The sequence below is a fragment of the Enterococcus aquimarinus genome (genome assembly GCF_001885765.1).
Classification (GTDB): Bacteria; Bacillota; Bacilli; order Lactobacillales; family Enterococcaceae; genus Enterococcus_I; species Enterococcus_I aquimarinus.
Genome location: NZ_JXKD01000013.1, coordinates 24,175 through 41,801, shown reverse-complemented (window position 1 = coordinate 41,801; position 17,627 = coordinate 24,175). Strand labels below are relative to the sequence as shown.

Genomic DNA, 17,627 nt, shown 5'->3' with positions numbered 1-17,627 from the left:
TTCTTCACTCTCTTTCTTGGATTATTTAGCAAAGGCACCTTTGCCACCATATTGATCAAAGTGAACGGTCTCACTTTGTAAGTAATCGACAATTGGTGTTGCAACCGGAATACCTTCTGCCATATAGTTATCGTAACATTTTTTGCTCAATTCTCCTGGGTAATAGACTTGGTCAAATCCATTTGCTGGTTTAATTGCATGCAGCTCGGTTACCATTTGAAGAATGCGTTGTTGGAAAGCAATCGGATCGGTGAATTTGGCTGGATCAATCAGTAAAAACATTTGACCTAAGTTCCGTTTTGCTGTTAAGTCATCATACATCGACGAAACATGTTTTCCAAATGGTAAGCCCAGTAATGAGCCCGCTAAAATATCGACCATCATCATTAAGCCATACCCTTTTGCACCTGCAATTGGCAATAAGCCATTCACCGCATTTGGATCAGTTGTTGGATTCCCCTCTTTATCAACCGCCCAAGTATCCGGGATTTCGCGTTGTTTCGAACGCGCATCTAAAATTTTGCCCCAAGCTTGTACTGTTGTAGCCATATCAAAGACAACGGGTGGTTGCCCTTCACATGGTGTGGCAAAAGCAATGGGATTTGTTCCGAAATAATTTTCACTGCCACCAAATGGGACAACCATTGGATCGGATTGGCACATCGATAGCGCGACATAGCCTTCTTCTGCCGCTTTTTTCACGTAGTAAGATAACGCACCACTATGCCCCGTTTGAGAAATCCCTACAAAAGCCAAACCTGATTCCTCAACCATTTCGAGTGCATATTTTAATGCTTCATTACATACATAATGCCCCATGCCATTATCTCCATGGACGATCCCTGTCGAAGGCCCTGTTTTTTCAAACGTAATATTCGGATGAAGCGTCGTTCCTCCTTTGGCAATTCGTTCCGCATAATAATCAACACGAACGGCTCCATGAGAATGAATCCCACAAGCATCCGCAAACACTAAATGATTCGCTGCTTCATTGGCAGCCTCTTCTGGCAAACTCGCCTTCATTAATTTTTTCTTAATTAATTGATGTAAAATTTCCGGTTTTAACACCGTTATTTCTGTTTCTGTCATGATTATCGGCTCCTTAAATTTGGGGATCTCTATTACAATCTTTTGAGTAGACGTAAGATAGCGGTTCATCGCGACCAACAGCATAAGCAGCTTGGTGTACATACGCACTCATAAAGATATAGTCGCCTTTTTCTACAGGATACCACTCATTATCTAAATTATACATTCCTTGACCGCTGAGTAAGTAAGCACCATGTTCTTGGAAATGTGTTTCAACGTACGCATGACTTGCTCCTGGTTTAAACGTTAAAATGTGTAAATTCATATCAAAGGCTGTTTCTGTTGGTAAAAATTCATAATACAACACATCTGACATTCCTTCGTACTCAATTGGTGTTAAGTCGTTGACGTTGCCAATGACTTTATACGTTTCATGACCTTCTAAGACTTCATAACGTTTTTTGTATAAAAAGACTTCTGTATTTTCCGTTTGAGCATTCTTCATAAACATTTTCACACCAGCTGGATAATACGCATAACCACCTGTCTCTAATGTATGTTCTTCCTCGCCATCTGAAACTGTCAATTTCCCTTCAATCACATAAACCATTGTTTCAACACCATCGCCACCAAAACCGGTTTCTTGTGCACCATTTTCTAAAAACGTTGCAATGTAATCAACAAAATTCGCGCCTAAACGTGGTGAACCTAAGATCGAAATTTCGACATTAACAAAACCTGGAATACTATTTTTTACTAGACCATCATGTGGTAGGATCGCGTAATTATTTTTCCGCACAACTGCTCTTGATGTTAATATTTCTTTTTGATAGCCGACTCGATTATTTTTGTAACCCATATTGAATTCTCTCCTCTTTCTTTGTTTAGCTACTTGAGGGATTTTTAATTGTTTGTGCAATGCCTGTATCGTTTAACAATCGCTTTATTCCTTCAATTAATCTCTACACCCATTGTAAGCGCTTCGTGACGATTCGTCATTGTGCATCTAATACAAATAATCCTTTCATTTTGTATCTTTGTGACATAATATATTCAAATAGAAACGTTAGAATAAAAAAATAACACTCAAATAGGAGGATCACAAATGTTTACCAAAAAAATTTCACAAATTTTAACGGACTCATCGCCCATAATCGAAGCGAGTATCTATACTCCTGAAAACACGACAAAAGAGGCGATTATCTATCTTCACGGTGGCGGACTCGTTTTTGGACAACGCGATGACTTACCGCACGCGTATATCGAGGCTTTTACAAACGCAGGACATCCCGTGATTACCTTAGATTACTTGTTGGCACCGGAAGTGAAGTTACCGACCATTCTCGCAACTCTCAAACAGACTCTTGAAAAAACGATTGAAATACTTCCTTCATGGGGATTTTCCTCTGATTATGCCTTAATGGGAAGATCAGCTGGGGGTTACTTAGCCGCCCTCTTAATCAAAGAAGGATTTACGCCAAAACATCTCATTAGTTTTTACGGGTATTATACCTTAGACGTCCCAGCCTTTCGACAACCTAATCCACAATATCTCGTTTTTCCGCGCGTAGCACCGATGGAAGTCGAAGCTTTAATTGAACAAAAACCGATTGTCAGCGGCGAGATGTTTAAACGTTATCCGATTTATTTATCGGGTCGTCAATTTGGTAACTGGTTGCCAAAAATCTTACCCTCTTTACGCGATGTCGCGACTTTCTCATTAAATGAGGATACGTTAAACTCTTTTCCACCAACAATTTTTGTGCATAGTACCCAAGATTCAGACGTTCCTTATGAACTCTCGCGGATGGCGAGCACGCTCGTTCCAACCAATCAATTGATTACAATTGAAGGAAATGAGCACGATTTTGATCGTCAAGCGACACCCGAAACACTCAATGTTTACCAAGCAGTGATTACTTTTCTAGAAGAAGCATGAGCGTTGTAAGACGATTCCTACTTCACGTCGTTTAGTGATTTTTCTCATAAAAAAACACACAAGCTGGCTCTAAGCATCTCTCCTTTATTCCAATATCGCATTGATTGGAATATAAAAGAGGGNTTTTTTTTTTACGAATTACGGTTATCGACAAGTTTCATCACGTTTTTCTATCCACGATGGCAAGTGCCTTTGCTGTTACTTTTTGATAATCATATTAATCGCTTGTTCTAGTTTTTTTGCTTGTTCTTCCGGATCGTTTTCTGGGTCTATAAAACAATTTTTCAAGTTTTCAGCCATAATCATGCCCATCACCCGATCAATCCCAGAGCGAACTGCACTTAATTGGGTAATGACATCGATACACTCTTGCTCATCTTCAATCATCTTTTGAATCCCTCTTAATTGGCCTTCCGCACGACGCAAGCGATTGATGACTTTCTTATTTTCTTTTTCCATACGCTTTCACCTGGTCTTTCTTTTATTCCCATTATTTTACCGTTATTAGATGAACAAATTCAAGTTTGCTGATTCACTGTCGCCTAAATACGTCGCAACACCACCATATTCGACGAAATCATAGAGTTCAGCTGGTTCAATGCCCATAATATCCATACTCATCGTGCAAGCAACGAATTTCACCCCAAGTTGATTAGCTTGTTCAATCATTTTTGGTAAGGATTCAACATTTTTCTTCTTCATCACATGTTTAATCATTTTGTTCCCGAGTCCGCCCATATTCATCGACGAAATTGGCAACGATGCTGCACCTTTTGGCAACATCATATCAAACATTTTAGCTAATCCGCTTTTTTTAATGCGTTGTTTTTTCAATGCACTTAAGCCCCAGAAGGTAAAGAAGATGGTGACGTCTTTGCCCATCGCTGCAGCTCCAGACGCAATAATCATCGACGCTAAGACTTTATCCATCTCACCACTGAAGACGACCATTGTGGCGCCTTCTTTCGTTTCTCTTAACACACCTTCTGTCATCGCAGGCGTAGCAGAAGATCCTACTTGTCCTTTTTCGATTAACACATTGACTTGATTATTCGTTAAGTCGCTAGAAAGTAAGGTATTTCCTGTATTTTCACACCACGCAGCAATATCGGCACTAAACCCAAAATCACTTGCTACTATTTTTAATTGTTGGCCATCTTCCATTTGATCGATGGCTTGTTTCACTTTTAAAATCGGCCCCGGACATTGTAAGCCACACGCATCGAGTTCAATCATTGGCGCTTTTGGTTGATTCGTAATTGGAGCATTTGTTGTTTGAGTCGAAACAGCCGGCGTTTTTGGTGTCACCAATTTTAGCTGATACTTCGCTTGTTTATACGTTTTATAACCACCATCCAAGTTCTTCACTTCAAAACCATGTGCCATTAATAAACGAGCGGCATTATACCCTCTTTGTCCCACTTGACAATACACATAAATCATCTTGTCTTTGGGTAACTCTGTTAAACGTTGACGCAATTGATTCAACGGAATCCATGTAGGGTTCGCTAATTTTCCAGTAGCCAGTTCAAATTCTTCTCGAATATCAAGGAAAAAGGCCTGTTTTTCCAAAAGAGCATCGACTTCATGCCATTGAAACGTTCGGACACGCTGATTTAGGAGATTATCGGCAGTATACCCTAGGAGGTTTACCGGGTCTTTCGCACTTGAATAGGGCGGTGCATAAGACAACTCGATACTAGCAAGTTCATCGGCTTTGGCACCAAAACGCATGGCAGTTGCAATTACATCAATCCGTTTTTCAACCCCTTTGGTCCCAATCGCTTGTGCTCCTAAAATCTTACCAGAAGCATCAAACAATAATTTCAAGTGAATCGGACTAGCACCCGGATAATAGCCGGCATGAGAATTCGGATGCAAATGAATCGCTTGATAGTCGATTCCTTTTTGTTTTAAGAGTCGCTCACTATTCCCCGTTGCAGCAATCGTTAACTCAAAGACTTTCGCTACTGAAGTACCCGCTGTCCCAGGATAATGAATCGGCAAGCCATTTAAGACATCTGCCACTAAGCGACCTTGACGATTCGCTGGCCAAGCAAGCGGTACATGGGTTGCTTCTTGCGTCACAAAATCCGTCACTTCAATCATATCACCAATCGCATAAATATCTTTTTGACTCGTTTGGAAATGATGATCAACTTTTACACCGCCACGAAATCCTAGCGTTAAGCCCGCCTCTTTGGCTAATGTATTTTCAGGCGTCACCCCAATGGAGAGAATCGTTAAGTCCGATTGTAAGACTTGACCACTTGTTAGGACTAGACGTTTACCCGCTTCTTGAATTTCTTTTAATCCATCATTTAAAATCAGATTGACACCATGTAAATTGATTTGTTGATGAATTTGTTGCGCCAATTCAAAATCAACATTTGGCATGACTTGTGGTGCCATTTCGACTAATTGCACATCGATACCTAATTCAACAAGGTTTTCCATCATTTCTAGGCCAATAAAACCACCGCCGATAACCGTCGCTGTTTGGACATTTTGTGTTTTGATATATGCTTGAATCTGATCCATATCCGGAATATTCCGTAGTGAAAAGACATTCGTAGCTGTTGCTAATCCTGTAATCGGGGGCACAATTGCTTTCGCTCCCGTTGACAAAATAAGTTGATCGTAACTCTCTTCATAGGTTTCTTTTGTTTGATGATGATAAATCGTGACACTTTTGGTTTCCGGATTAATTTTAGTAACTTCAGAAAAATTCCGAATATCGAGGTCATATTGCGCATGCATTCCTTCCACTGTTTGCAGCAATAAATTGTCTCGCTCTTTAATGACCCCACCCACATGATATGGCAAGCCGCAATTGGCAAAAGAGATATACTCTCCTTTTTCTAATAAGATAATTTGATCGGTTTCATTTAAACGACGTAAACGCGTTGCAGCAGTTGCACCACCCGCGACGCCTCCAATAATCACAATTTTTTTTGACATATTTTTTTCAAGCCCCTTTCACAATACAAAGGAAATATACCCTTACCAGGTATAACTGTCAAGTTCTTTTTGATAAAACTATCAAACTTCTCCCTTGACAAACGAATCTAAACAAGGTTTAATATACCCCGTAAGGTATTTTAATTTGATAAAGGAGTGACATGATGTTTGGTTTATTTCAAACAATTCCTTCGATTACGACAACCGCACTCGAAGCTGAATTAACAAAGAATATTACAATTTTAGATGTTCGAAACCCATCCGAATACCGGTCAGGGCATATCGCAAAAGCAATCAATGTCCCATTAAATAAAATTTCTGGATATAAAGGAGCCAAAGAAGCACCGATTTATCTCATTTGCCAATCTGGGATGCGCAGTAAAAGTGCAGCGAAACAATTAAAGAAGATGGGGTATAATGTAATTAACGTCCGTGGCGGCATGAGTCAATGGACCGGGAAAATTAGAGGAGGAAAATAAATGAAAGTTATTATCATTGGTGGTGTTGCAGGTGGTATGTCTGCAGCTACCCGCTTACGTCGTTTAAACGAAGAAGCAGAAATTATTATTTTTGAAAAAGGACCGTTTGTTTCGTTTGCAAACTGCGGACTCCCGTATTATGTCTCCGGTGAGATTGGTGAGCGTAGTCAATTACTTGTCCAAACACCTGAGTCTCTACAAGCGCGCTTCAACCTAGATGTTCGTCCCCACCATGAAGTCTTAAGCATTGATAGTCATGCGAAAATGGTTACCATCAAACACGAAGACCAAACGTTTACCGAGACTTATGATCACTTAATTTTATCTCCAGGTGCGAAACCTTTTGTCCCGCCAATTGAGGGCATCGCTGAAGCAAAAAATGCTTTTAGTTTACGAAATGTTCCGGATTTAGATAATATTATGACCGTTTTAGATGGAGAACAACCTAAAGAAGCCGTTGTCATTGGCGCAGGTTTTATCGGTTTGGAAATGGCAGAAAACCTACAAATGCGTGGCATAAAAGTCACAATCGTTGAAAAAGCACCACACGTTTTACCACCACTCGATGAAGAAATGGCGGCGTTTGTTAAAAAAGAACTAGAAGCCAACAACGTTCGCGTGATTACTTCTCAATCTGCGGTCGCTTTTAAAGATGAAGGAAGAACAATTGTGCTCGAAGACGGCAGTGAACTTTCTTCAGGATTAACCATTCTTTCGGTCGGTGTCACACCTGAAAATCACTTAGCTCAATCCGCTAAGATTGAACTTGGACTTCGCGGCGGAATTTTAGTCGATGAAAACTACGAAACGAGCCAAAAAGACATTTATGCCGTTGGGGACGCAATCGTCGTTAAAAATCAAATTACCGGCGAAGACGCGTTGATTTCACTCGCATCTCCCGCAAATCGCCAAGGTCGACAAGTAGCCGACGTCATCTCTGGTTTAAAACGCAAAAATAAAGGGAGCATTGGAACCGCGATTGTTCGGACCTTTAACATGACAGCCGCTTCTACCGGTTTAAGTGAAAGAGCCGTCCGCTTAGCAGGACTTCCTTATCAAGTCGTTCACACTTCTGGAAAAGACCATGCTGGCTATTATCCAGGTGCGACTGATATCACGTTAAAACTGATTTTCAATCCTGAGACTGGAACCATTTACGGCGCACAAGGCGTCGGCCAAAAAGGCGTTGATAAACGAATTGACATTCTCGCGACTGCCATTAAAGGGAACTTAACCGTTGAAGATTTACCAGAATTAGAATTTACTTATGCCCCACCGTTTGGTTCGGCTAAAGATCCAGTCAATATGCTTGGTTACGTCGCATTGAACTTAATGGAGGGCCTCAGCGAGTCAATCCAGTGGCACGAAGTCAAAGAAGCAGTCGCAAATGGTAAGGTTGTTTTAGACGTCCGCAATCCTAGCGAAATAAAACAAGGTCAATTTAAAGATAGTATCCAAATTCCATTAAATGATTTACGTTGTCGGATCCACGAACTCGACCAAAATCAAGAATATATTATTAGTTGTCATAGCGGATTACGTAGCTATGTCGCAGAGAGACTATTAAAACAAGCAGGCTTTAAAGCAAAAAATCTAGACGGTGCGTTTTCGTTATACAACACCGTATTACCGGAGGAAATTGAACATGTATAAATCAATCGGCATGCCCGAATTTTACCAAGAAGCAAAACGGCATCAACTCCCCATTATCGATGTCCGTGAAATAGACGAATACGAAGCAGGCCACGTTCCAAATGCTAAAAACCTCCCTTTAAGCACGCTAGGAGAAACCTTTGATACGCTCGAAAAAGAGCAAGAATATTTTATTATTTGTCAATCTGGCGGACGTTCTGTCCGAGCTGCTGAATTTTTGAGCCAACAAGGCTATGACGTCACCAATGTAATGGGTGGCACTTCATCTTGGCCAGGCGAAATGGCCTAATTCAAACGGAATCAGGAGGGAAAACACATGAAAGACTTAACAAAAAAAGAATTTGAACAAACAATCGGTCACGGATTACATCTCGTTGATTTTTGGGCCCCTTGGTGTGGTCCTTGTCGGATGCAAACACCGATTTTAGAAGAGTTAGCCAAAGAATATTCTTCTGAGCAACTGCAAATCAGTAAAGTTAACGTCGATAACGAAGGTGAACTTGCCGTGCAGTTTGGCATTCAAAGTATCCCCACACTCCTCGTTTTTAAAGACGGTCGACTGGTTGATCGCTTGATGGGCGTTCAAATGAAAACTCGATTAGAAGCGGTTTTGAACCCGTTGATGGGATAGGAAAACAATCAAAACCACCGCTCACGTTTCAGAAGAACGTGAGCGGTGGTTTTTTATGGTAAAAAGCGGGAATGAATTGTGAAATCATTTAAGATAGATACTCTTTTCACGCTATAAGGTAGATAACTTGATACCTATTATATTACAATCCTTTAGCCATATCCCAACAACCGGTTAAATACATCGCACCCATCGCTCGATCATATAAACCGTATCCAGGTCGAACATTCGTTTCATTCTCACCAAATACATGTCGACCATGATCAGGACGAACGTACCCTTCGAAATTCATTCTGGCTAAAGTTCGCATTATCCCCGTAATATCCACCGTTCCATCTTGGGTACGATGCGAGACTTCGCTAAAATCACCATTATCATACACTTTAACATTTCGAACATGCATAAAATGTACTCGGTCTTTAAATTCGTCTAACATGTCGACTAAGTTATTATTTAAGTCTGCCCCCAGTGATCCCGTACAAAAAGTTAAGCCATTATAAACACTTGTATTTAAAGATAATAACTTTCTGATATTTTCTTGACTGTTGGCTAAACGAGGTAATCCAAAAATTGAAAATGGTGGATCATCTGGATGAATAGCCATTTTTATATCATATTCTTCACAGGTTGGCATAATCGCATCTATAAAATAGTTAAAATTCTCTCTTAATTTATCATCTGTAAAGCCTTGATAGGCATCAAATAACTCTTTAATCTTTATTAGTCGTTCGGGTTCCCATCCAGGTAAGGTTAACCCTCGACTTTCTTTTTCTACAATCTCAACTAATTCTTGTGGATCAATTGACATAATTTTTTCTTTATCAAAAAATAAAGCAGTTGAGCCATCTGACAACGGATGAAACATCTCTGTTCGAGTCCAATCAAAAATCGGCATAAAATTATAACAAATAACTTTGACACCATTTTTACCTAAATTTTTTAGACTTTCTTTATACGTTTCAATATACGCATCTCGGGTCGGCAACCCCAATTTAATATCCTCATGAATATTAATTGATTCAACAATTGTTGCTTTTAATCCATGATTTTCTATATAATGAACTGCCTTTTGTACTTCTTGTTCTGTCCACAATTCTCCAGCCTGTTTATCATGTAAGGCCCAGACAATTTCTTCTACTCCTGGAATTTGACGGATATCATCTAAAGAAATTGGATCATTACCTTGACCATACCAACGAAAAGACATTTTCATAAAGACACTCCTCTAATTTGATTTTATTTCTGATAGAACGTTTTTTATTGTCAATCGAACGGCTCCTGGAGCTTTTGACATTTCTTCATATAAGTAAATAATCGAATCAGATAACCCTACTTCCACTAAATCAAGTCCAAAAATCTTCTCATTACGAAGCAATGTTTCAATCTCTTGTATCGCATTCGTTTTTCCTAATTTAAATTCAGAGAATAAAGGCTGTAAAACCGGTAACATTGGATCGGGACTGACTTCAAACATTTCCCCACTATCTTTTATACCACTTAAATAACGTAGCCATCCTGCTAGAACCAGTGGAATAATCTTCAATGAATGGGCATTTAATGTTGAAGATGCCACGTATGACTTAATCGTTTCCCCGTAACGTACTGATAACTTTTGAGAAGTATCCGTCGCAATCCGCTGAGGTGTGTCTGGGATAAAAGGGTTAGCTAAGCGTGTATTTATCACTTCATCAATAAATTTCTCTGGATTGATAATCTCAGGATTCATCACAACCGGTAACCCTTCTTGATACCCTAACACTTTGATTAAGGAGACCAAGTCCGGATCCCGCATTTCTTCATGAATAAAATGATAGTCGAATAAGCATCCAAAAATTGCCAAGGCTGTATGTAACGGATTTAAGCAAGTGGTTACTTTCATTGTTTCTACTTTATTTACCGTTTCTCGCTTAGTATAAATAATACCTGTCTTATCTAGTAAAGGCCTCCCATTAGGAAAATTATCTTCAATAATGAGATATTCCGTTTCCTCTCCATTAACATACGGAGCCACAAAGGTATGTTTTAATGTTTGACTTGGAGACATGTCTTCTAGACCATCTTTTTCTAACAAAGCTTCAATTTTAGCATCTGGACGTGGCGTTATTTTGTCAATCATCGTCCAGGGAAAAGATACTTTCCCACTATTCAGGATATATTCGCTGAAATCGATCGGTACTAATTGCTTTTCTACCCATCGATTGACGTAAGCGAATACCGAATTTTGCAATTTCTCCCCATTATGGCTCATATTATCCATACTCACGAGCGCTAGCGGAAAAGCTCCTGCTTGATACCGTTCAAAAAGTAACGTCGTTAACTTCCCTAAATAACTTTGAGTATTATAAGGTCCATTTTCAAAATCTGCTTTGACTAAGGGCATTAACTCTCCATGGTTATCAACTAAACTATAGCCTTTTTCTGTAATAGTCATACTAACCATTTCTAAACTTGGCTTTCGAAAAATCTCCTTTAAAAGAATAAAATCATCGGAATCATTTTCCATCTTTACATATTTACTAATACTTCCAATAATTTCTTTCGTGAGATTACCATCGCTTTTAAGAGTCACATTAATTGTTAAATTATCATAACGTTGCAAAACATCTATAATTTCAGTATCATAGCCCTCGGCAACAATGATTCCTGTGTCTACTACACCTTCGTTTAATAGTTGCTGTTGATGAGGCGCTAAAAATGCTCGGAAAATGTTACCTGCTCCTAATTGAACCCACCGTGGCTCTTCTAACGTTTTTCGTGTAACCTTATCTACATCATAACGGGGTAATAAATAACCCCGATCAGCTAGATCAGAGGACTTAGTTATTATTTTTTTGGATAGTTTCACGCTTTCTCACCCTCTTTCCTTTTTTATGATTCTTCAAAAATCTGATTGAGCTCCATTGATTTTGCAATATGACGACCACCTGATTCATTTAAATGTAATCCGTCACCTGTATCATAGTTCCTATCTAAACAATTCGGTCTGAGCGGATCTCTGACCATTTTGTCTAAATCAAAATAGTCATCAGTCGCTACGCTAGAACGAATCCAATCATTTACTTCTTGCCGGATTTCATCTAATGCTGGTGAATAAAATTGAGAGTTCCCAAAAGGCATCAAGGTGCAAATCATTACTTTTGAATGATGCACATGTGCGATTTCTTTATACATTTTCAGTCCATTGATTATCTCAGTAGCATTATTATACTGAGTCGTTAAGATATCATTAATCCCATGCAAAACAATAATAATCTCTTTTGGTCCTGAGGAATATAAATCTTTTTCGAATCGTAACAAACCTGATTGTCCGTGACGATTATAATCGTCACTATTTTTATCTGTTCCAAAAAGGATTCGGCTCCCACCAATCCCTTTATTAATAATAGACGTATTCCTTTTTTGTGTTTTTAGGAATCTTAATGTTAATTGGTCTACTATGAATCCCTGGTGAACGAGTGAGTCACCAAAAAAAACAATCTTCGTTTGTTGAGGGTCATGCGGAATGAGCAATTCTTCAATGCCATAAATAAATTGCATCCGATTATTCTCGTGTACCATCTTAAATAGATTTTTTTGTAAAACTAAACGATCGTTATCAAAATTAGTGACTTCAGTGACCCTTCTTGAGTACGTCACGATTCCACCATTTATTTCTACAGGTTCTGCTAGAATCGTTTCAATTTGCAAGACATCTCCTGGATTCGCATGTATATAAATAGGATCACTAATTAGCCTACTTCCTGGAAGAAGATTGACTCTTTCACTCCCTAATACGGTTACTTCTTTTGACTGATCTAAGGATGCCGATAGATTTCGGATGCTGACTTTTGAGAAAATAATTGGTTCCATTCCATAAAGATTCGCAAACTTCATTCTGATACTAGAAAAATCATGGTTATTGACAATCGTTATTCGCTGAATATCACTCTGTATCTTAGAAGGCCAGGATTGATAATCAATTTGACAATAGCCCCATATACTATTCCACTCCATTTTTTTCACCTACAATCATTCGTTTAGTTATAAATATTCCTATTATATTTATCAGAAATACCTGACTTTCTGAAAAAATACGTGTTAATTTGATCTCTCCACTCAATAGCCATGTCATACTGTTCGTCTAGTAATCCACTGACATTCGAATAACTTTCCTCATCGATTTCATTTTCCAAAGTCTGCCATTGTGCAATATATTTTTGAACTCGCTCCACACCTTCAAAATGGTTATCATAGATATCTTGAATCAGCGTCTTTCCATTTTGGAGTTTATGGTCGTATTTCACGTAATGAAACCATAGCAACAAATCATCTGGACACGTTTTTACGTTATGATATTCTTCACAACGTTGGCTTGAATATTGTTCGACATATTTCGTACCTGTTTTGGATCGATTATTACCAATCCCATTGCGATCTGCGAAATGATACGTTCCCCAGCGATCGTATTCATAGCCATCCACATCAGGACCATAATGGATATGTGGTTTGCACATGAAGCCAACACCATTAGGAGCATTGTATAAACGGTATGTTTCTCTAGAAGTGATTAATATTTCAGATACCGTTTTATGACCTTGGTCACTTAGAATAAAACTTAATTTACTCCAATTATTTGCCATTTCTTCACTGGTCAGTTGATTGTCCCAACATAACTTCCCATAAGCATAAATATTACTTTGCATTAATTTATGATGTGTCCAATTCTCATCCATCCCTACTACTCCTACAGCACATATCCCTGAATTCTTAGAATCGATTGAATTAGACTTCAATAAACCTTTGACGACACTTGGAGAATAATCATGTTTTGTATCAAAATCAAGTGCTTCTTTCCAAACAGGGGCTTGATAGTAGACCGCTCTTTGTTGACCTGTATACTCTTGCGTAAGTTGGAATTCAATGATTTGATTTGTTTTTCTCAAACCGCCAAATAGGGGAGATACTGGTTCTTTCACTTGAAAATCAAGCGAGCCTAATTTGATTTGTAAAATGACATTGTCAGAAAAACGACCATCAAGTGGCATAAAATGATCATATGCTGCTCTTGCCCGATCAATACTCCGATCGCGCCAATCTTGTTTACAGTTATATACGAAACAACGCCAGATACAAATTCCACCAAATGGCTTCAGAATTTCAGCGAACATATTAGCGCCATCATCGTGTCCTCTGCCATATGCAAACGGACCGGGTTCCCCTTCAGAATCGGCTTTTACGACAAACCCACCAAATGTCGGGATTTCTTTATATAAATTAGAGACTATCTTCTGCCAAAAATTTTGAACTCTCTCATCTAAGGGATCTGCCGTTTCTAAACGACCAATTGTAATGGGCGAAGCAAAGTTTATACTCAAAAACAGCTTAATTCCATAAGATGAAAAAATAGCATTCATCGTTTTTAAGTCCTCGATAAAATCCATTGTTATTAATCTCGTTTCAACTTTGTGTACGTTTACATTATTGATGCTTAACGCATTAATTCCGATCGATGCTAGCAATCGAGCATATTCATGGACAATTGTCCAATCCCGTCGGAACTGATTATTCGCATAAAAAATTGATTCTCCTGCATAGCCGCGCTCAATTGTCCCATCCATATTATCCCAATGATTAATCATACGAATGGATTGGTCTGGAATTGATATAATTTCTTTGAATTGATTTCCTAATAATATTTCTTCATATAGACGGTACATCCCGTAAAGAAGTCCTTTTGACGTATTTGCTTGAATAATCGTCGATTCACATCTTTTAATGTTAAATCCTTCTTCGCCTAAAGAATCATCTTGAATTAATTGAAATAAAATAGCTGCATTTTGAGAAACTTTTTCAATTTCTTTAAATAAAATAGGCATTTCTTTGATTATTGTATTCGAAATTAAATCCTTAGAATCGATTTGAAATGAATTGAAAAAAGCACGATCCACTTGCTTACTTAACCAACATTTATCTCTCATTTTATCTAAAATTCCTTTCATATATCGTTTATCTTGCTTTTCCTTTAAAAAATCAAAAAAGTGTTGAAAGAAAATCTTAAAGAGATTCTCTATCAACACTACAAATCATACAGCCCAATTTTTTGTTATTCTCCTAATTCATAACAAATGTCTTTCGTTGCCGCATAGACCTTTTGATACGTCTCATAGATTTTTTGGTATTTTTCGACATTAGTTGGGATTGGACTCGCCCCTTTTTTGTACGAAACAAAAGTATCCGAACACTCTTGGAGGCTTGCAAACCAACCGAGTCCCGTTGCGGCTAACATCGCCGCACCAAGTCCAGGTCCTTCTTCTACTTCGAGGCAAAGAATCTCAGTCCCGAAAATATCAGCTTGAATTTGTAACCATTCGGGATTTTTGGCACCACCACCGACAGAAATAATTTTGTCAAACGTTTTTCCAGCGATGGTTTCCATTAATTGTTGGCTGTCTTTTAATGAAAACGTAATGCCTTCCAAAACGGCTCTGCTAAAATGGGACAGGGTATGCGTCGTATCAATTCCGATAAAGCTCCCCCGAACTCGACTATCCACATGCGGTGTTCGTTCACCGACAATATAAGGTGTGAAAAGTAATCCGTTAGCGCCTGGACCAATGTTTCCCACACCAGCTAACAATTCTTCAAAACTGAGGTCTTTTGCAAATGTTTCTTTAAACCAACTTAAACTATGGCCGGCTGCCAACGTTACCCCCATTGAATAGTAACGATCTTTTATTCCATGATTAAACAGGTGGAGCTGGCCTGCATAATGGGGGATTTTCGTGTCTTCATAGGATAAAAAGACACCCGATGTTCCAATGCTGACCATGCCGGTTTCAACCTCTAAAATACCTGCACCAATTGCCGCACAAGCATTATCAGCACCACCAGCAAATACTTGGATCTCGTGTTTAAAACCAAAACGCTGCCTTAATGCTGGGCGAATCACGCCTGTTTTTCCTTGGGAATCAATTAATGGCGGCAAATACGTTGCGGGAATGGCAAACTGATTGAGTATCTCAGTCGACCACTCTTTTTTCGCAACATCTAATAGTAAGGTTCCTGCTGCATCCGAATAATCCATATGTTGTTGACCCGTTAGCCAAAAACCTAAATAATCTTTTGGTAATAGCAAGTGACGGACTTCTTGCCAAATTTCAGGTTCATTTTCTTGAAGCCAAAGAATCTTAGGTAGCGTAAAGCCTTCTAAAGCAATATTTTGGGTAATGGCTAACAAGTCATCGCCAAATGTTGCCATAATCTTGGCACATTGGGCACTCGTTCGTACATCATTCCATAAAATTGCTGGGCGTAACACCTCTTGTTCGTCATTTAAGACGACTAGACTATGCATTTGACCAGAAAAACTAATGCCTTGTAGTTCCTCGGTAAAATCAGGAACCGCCGCTTTCAAAGTTTCAAAAACGATTTCGCATGCGCGAATCCACTCTGCTGGATCTTGCTCACTATAGCCAGAGGCGGGATGGAGTAACGGATAATCCGCTGTGGCAGTTCCACAAGATTCACCTTTTTCATTCATCAATAAGCCTTTTAAGGAACTCGTCCCTAAATCAAGTCCTAAAACGTAAGCCATTTTCTCACCTCTTCATGCTTAGAATAAAAAATCATTTAAACGAGATTTAACAAATTCTAAGTGATCTGATTCCATTTTTATTTCGTCATTTGCTAAAGCATACGTGGTTAAGCTTTCTAAATCTTCTTCACCCGCCACGATTTTCGCACCAATACCCGTTGTATAACTTGCGTAACGTTTTTCTTTTAGTTCATCAAAGAAACGAGCTTCTTTGAGGGCAGCTGCTGCTTTTAAGCCACGTGCATACGTATCCATTCCCGCAATATGTGCTAAGAATAAGTCTTCCATTGCAAACGATGAACGGCGAACTTTAGAGTCAAAATTAATCCCACCTGGTGCAATGCCTCCATTTTCTAACAGTTCTACCATCACAAGGGTCGTATCGTGAACATTCGTCGGGAATTCATCTGTATCCCAACCGAGTAACGGGTGACCTTGATTGGCATCAATTGATCCTAATGCATCATAACAACGCGCTACTGCTAGCTCATGTTCAAACGTATGACCTGCTAGCGTCGCATGGTTGCCTTCTAAGTTTAATTTGAAGTCGCCTTCTAATCCATATTTTTGAATGAATGCCATCGCAGTTGCGGCATCGTAATCGTATTGGTGACTTGATGGCTCTTTTGGTTTTGGTTCAATTAAAAATTGTGGTTTATGATTGATTTTTTCCCCATAGGCAATCGCCATTTTGAATAAGCGGGCAATGTTGTCTTGTTCTAATTTCATATCGGTATTTAGTAACGACTCATAGCCTTCACGACCACCCCAGAAAACATAGTTCTCGCCGCCTAATTTTTTACTAATATCAAGGCCTTTTTTCACTTGCGCAGCCGAATGAGCAAAGACATCTGCATTATTTGAAGACGCTGCACCATTCACAAAGCGTGGATTGGAGAACATATTTGCTGTATTCCATAAGAGTTTAATGCCTGTTTGATCCATTTTTTCTTTGATTAAATCCGTAATTTCATCAATGTTTTGGAAAAATTCTTCTAATGAATCGCCTTCTGGTGCAACGTCGACATCATGGAAACAAAAATACTCGACGCCTAATTTTTCTAAAATTTCAAAGAAAGCTTCTACGCGATTTTTAGCTGTTTCCATTGGTGTTTCTCCGCACCAATTACGGATATTGACTGGACTACCAAATGGGTCTGATCCATCTTGTGTCATGGTATGCCAATAAGCAATTCCAAAACGTAAATGTTCCTTCATTGTTTTACCTAAGACGATTTCTTCAGGATTGTAATGACGAAAAGCAAATGGATTGTCCGTCTTTACCCCTTCGTATTGAACTTTGTTGATGTTTTCAAAATATGCCATTGTTATTTCCTCCTAATTTTTATTTGATAATGAATC

General features: G+C 38.9%; 15 protein-coding genes. 5 read left to right on the top strand and 10 right to left on the bottom strand.

The genetic code is table 11. The annotated features are described in order from the left end of the window. Window positions 1–21: 21 nt before the first annotated feature. A complete protein-coding gene (gene allD / locus RU93_RS08930; protein WP_071875277.1) occupies window positions 22–1,089 on the bottom strand; it encodes an ureidoglycolate dehydrogenase in 1,068 nt (355 codons plus the stop codon). 13 nt (window positions 1,090–1,102) lie between these two features. Then, on the bottom strand, window positions 1,103–1,888 hold the full coding sequence (gene allE / locus RU93_RS08925) for a (S)-ureidoglycine aminohydrolase (RefSeq protein WP_071875276.1): 786 nt from the start codon (window positions 1,886–1,888) through the stop codon (window positions 1,103–1,105). A gap of 246 nt (window positions 1,889–2,134) precedes the next feature. Here allE and RU93_RS08920 point away from each other — a divergent pair, with 246 nt between their 5' ends. After that, window positions 2,135–2,968 (top strand): alpha/beta hydrolase, encoded by an 834-nt coding sequence (locus RU93_RS08920; RefSeq protein ID WP_071875275.1) that lies wholly within the window; start codon window positions 2,135–2,137, stop codon window positions 2,966–2,968. 198 nt (window positions 2,969–3,166) lie between these two features. Here the strand turns inward: RU93_RS08920 and RU93_RS08915 are convergent, their stop codons facing one another. Both RU93_RS08915 and RU93_RS08910 read right to left on the bottom strand, forming a co-directional pair. Further along, window positions 3,167–3,427 (bottom strand): metal-sensitive transcriptional regulator, encoded by a 261-nt coding sequence (locus tag RU93_RS08915; protein WP_071875274.1) that lies wholly within the window; start codon window positions 3,425–3,427, stop codon window positions 3,167–3,169. Window positions 3,428–3,472: 45 nt separating this feature from the next. Then, window positions 3,473–5,929 (bottom strand): FAD-dependent oxidoreductase, encoded by a 2,457-nt coding sequence (locus tag RU93_RS08910; protein ID WP_071875273.1) that lies wholly within the window; start codon window positions 5,927–5,929, stop codon window positions 3,473–3,475. Window positions 5,930–6,090: 161 nt separating this feature from the next. On the opposite strand from RU93_RS08910, the gene RU93_RS08905 reads away from it, so the two are divergent. Genes RU93_RS08905 through trxA form a run of 4 tightly spaced genes read left to right on the top strand, consistent with a single transcriptional unit; the run spans window position 6,091 to window position 8,692 of the window. Further along, window positions 6,091–6,408: a rhodanese-like domain-containing protein gene (locus RU93_RS08905; RefSeq protein WP_211272581.1), complete on the top strand. Its 318-nt coding sequence runs from the start codon at window positions 6,091–6,093 to the stop codon at window positions 6,406–6,408. Continuing rightward, a complete protein-coding gene (locus RU93_RS08900; RefSeq protein ID WP_071875271.1) occupies window positions 6,409–8,061 on the top strand; it encodes an FAD-dependent oxidoreductase in 1,653 nt (550 codons plus the stop codon). After that, window positions 8,054–8,350 carry a rhodanese-like domain-containing protein gene (locus RU93_RS08895; RefSeq protein WP_071875270.1) on the top strand — a complete coding sequence of 99 codons (297 nt, stop codon included), beginning with the start codon at window positions 8,054–8,056 and terminating at the stop codon, window positions 8,348–8,350. Before RU93_RS08900 ends, RU93_RS08895 begins: the two co-directional genes overlap by 8 nt. Before the next feature lie 27 nt (window positions 8,351–8,377). Then, window positions 8,378–8,692, top strand: a complete 315-nt coding sequence (gene trxA / locus RU93_RS08890) for a thioredoxin (RefSeq protein WP_071875269.1) — start codon at window positions 8,378–8,380, stop codon at window positions 8,690–8,692. Between the two features lie 142 nt (window positions 8,693–8,834). On the opposite strand, the gene uxuA is transcribed toward trxA, so the two are convergent. The 6 genes from uxuA to xylA form a co-directional block, all read right to left on the bottom strand. Beyond that, on the bottom strand, window positions 8,835–9,905 hold the full coding sequence (uxuA, locus tag RU93_RS08885) for a mannonate dehydratase (RefSeq protein WP_071875268.1): 1,071 nt from the start codon (window positions 9,903–9,905) through the stop codon (window positions 8,835–8,837). Between the two features lie 12 nt (window positions 9,906–9,917). After that, complete coding sequence (locus RU93_RS08880) at window positions 9,918–11,537, bottom strand: mannitol dehydrogenase family protein (protein ID WP_071875267.1); 1,620 nt, start codon at window positions 11,535–11,537, stop codon at window positions 9,918–9,920. 23 nt (window positions 11,538–11,560) lie between these two features. Next, window positions 11,561–12,685, bottom strand: coding sequence for a GDSL-type esterase/lipase family protein (locus tag RU93_RS08875; protein ID WP_071875266.1), 1,125 nt, complete (start codon window positions 12,683–12,685; stop codon window positions 11,561–11,563). 23 nt (window positions 12,686–12,708) lie between these two features. Further along, the gene (locus RU93_RS08870; RefSeq protein WP_143139436.1) at window positions 12,709–14,649 is read right to left on the bottom strand and encodes an alpha-glucuronidase; all 1,941 of its coding nucleotides are present in this window, start codon (window positions 14,647–14,649) and stop codon (window positions 12,709–12,711) included. A gap of 125 nt (window positions 14,650–14,774) precedes the next feature. Next, entirely contained in the window at window positions 14,775–16,265 is a 1,491-nt protein-coding gene (gene xylB, locus RU93_RS08865; RefSeq protein WP_071875265.1) for a xylulokinase, read from the bottom strand. An 18-nt stretch (window positions 16,266–16,283) separates the two neighbouring features. Further along, window positions 16,284–17,591, bottom strand: a complete 1,308-nt coding sequence (gene xylA, locus RU93_RS08860) for a xylose isomerase (RefSeq protein WP_071875264.1) — start codon at window positions 17,589–17,591, stop codon at window positions 16,284–16,286. Between the last annotated feature and the right edge of the window lie 36 nt (window positions 17,592–17,627).

Excerpts from the sequence above, each read along its gene's own strand:
- RU93_RS08905 (WP_211272581.1), top strand. The coding sequence starts at position 6,091 with ATGATGTTTGGTTTATTTCAAACAATTCCTTCGATTACGACAACCGCA.
- RU93_RS08915 (WP_071875274.1), bottom strand. The coding sequence starts at position 3,427 with ATGGAAAAAGAAAATAAGAAAGTCATCAATCGCTTGCGTCGTGCGGAA.
- RU93_RS08920 (WP_071875275.1), top strand. The coding sequence starts at position 2,135 with ATGTTTACCAAAAAAATTTCACAAATTTTAACGGACTCATCGCCCATA.
- RU93_RS08910 (WP_071875273.1), bottom strand. The coding sequence starts at position 5,929 with ATGTCAAAAAAAATTGTGATTATTGGAGGCGTCGCGGGTGGTGCAACT.
- uxuA (WP_071875268.1), bottom strand. The coding sequence starts at position 9,905 with ATGAAAATGTCTTTTCGTTGGTATGGTCAAGGTAATGATCCAATTTCT.
- RU93_RS08875 (WP_071875266.1), bottom strand. The coding sequence starts at position 12,685 with ATGGAGTGGAATAGTATATGGGGCTATTGTCAAATTGATTATCAATCC.
- allE (WP_071875276.1), bottom strand. The coding sequence starts at position 1,888 with ATGGGTTACAAAAATAATCGAGTCGGCTATCAAAAAGAAATATTAACA.
- xylB (WP_071875265.1), bottom strand. The coding sequence starts at position 16,265 with ATGGCTTACGTTTTAGGACTTGATTTAGGGACGAGTTCCTTAAAAGGC.
- xylA (WP_071875264.1), bottom strand. The coding sequence starts at position 17,591 with ATGGCATATTTTGAAAACATCAACAAAGTTCAATACGAAGGGGTAAAG.
- trxA (WP_071875269.1), top strand. The coding sequence starts at position 8,378 with ATGAAAGACTTAACAAAAAAAGAATTTGAACAAACAATCGGTCACGGA.
- RU93_RS08870 (WP_143139436.1), bottom strand. The coding sequence starts at position 14,649 with ATGAGAGATAAATGTTGGTTAAGTAAGCAAGTGGATCGTGCTTTTTTC.
- RU93_RS08895 (WP_071875270.1), top strand. The coding sequence starts at position 8,054 with ATGTATAAATCAATCGGCATGCCCGAATTTTACCAAGAAGCAAAACGG.
- RU93_RS08900 (WP_071875271.1), top strand. The coding sequence starts at position 6,409 with ATGAAAGTTATTATCATTGGTGGTGTTGCAGGTGGTATGTCTGCAGCT.
- allD (WP_071875277.1), bottom strand. The coding sequence starts at position 1,089 with ATGACAGAAACAGAAATAACGGTGTTAAAACCGGAAATTTTACATCAA.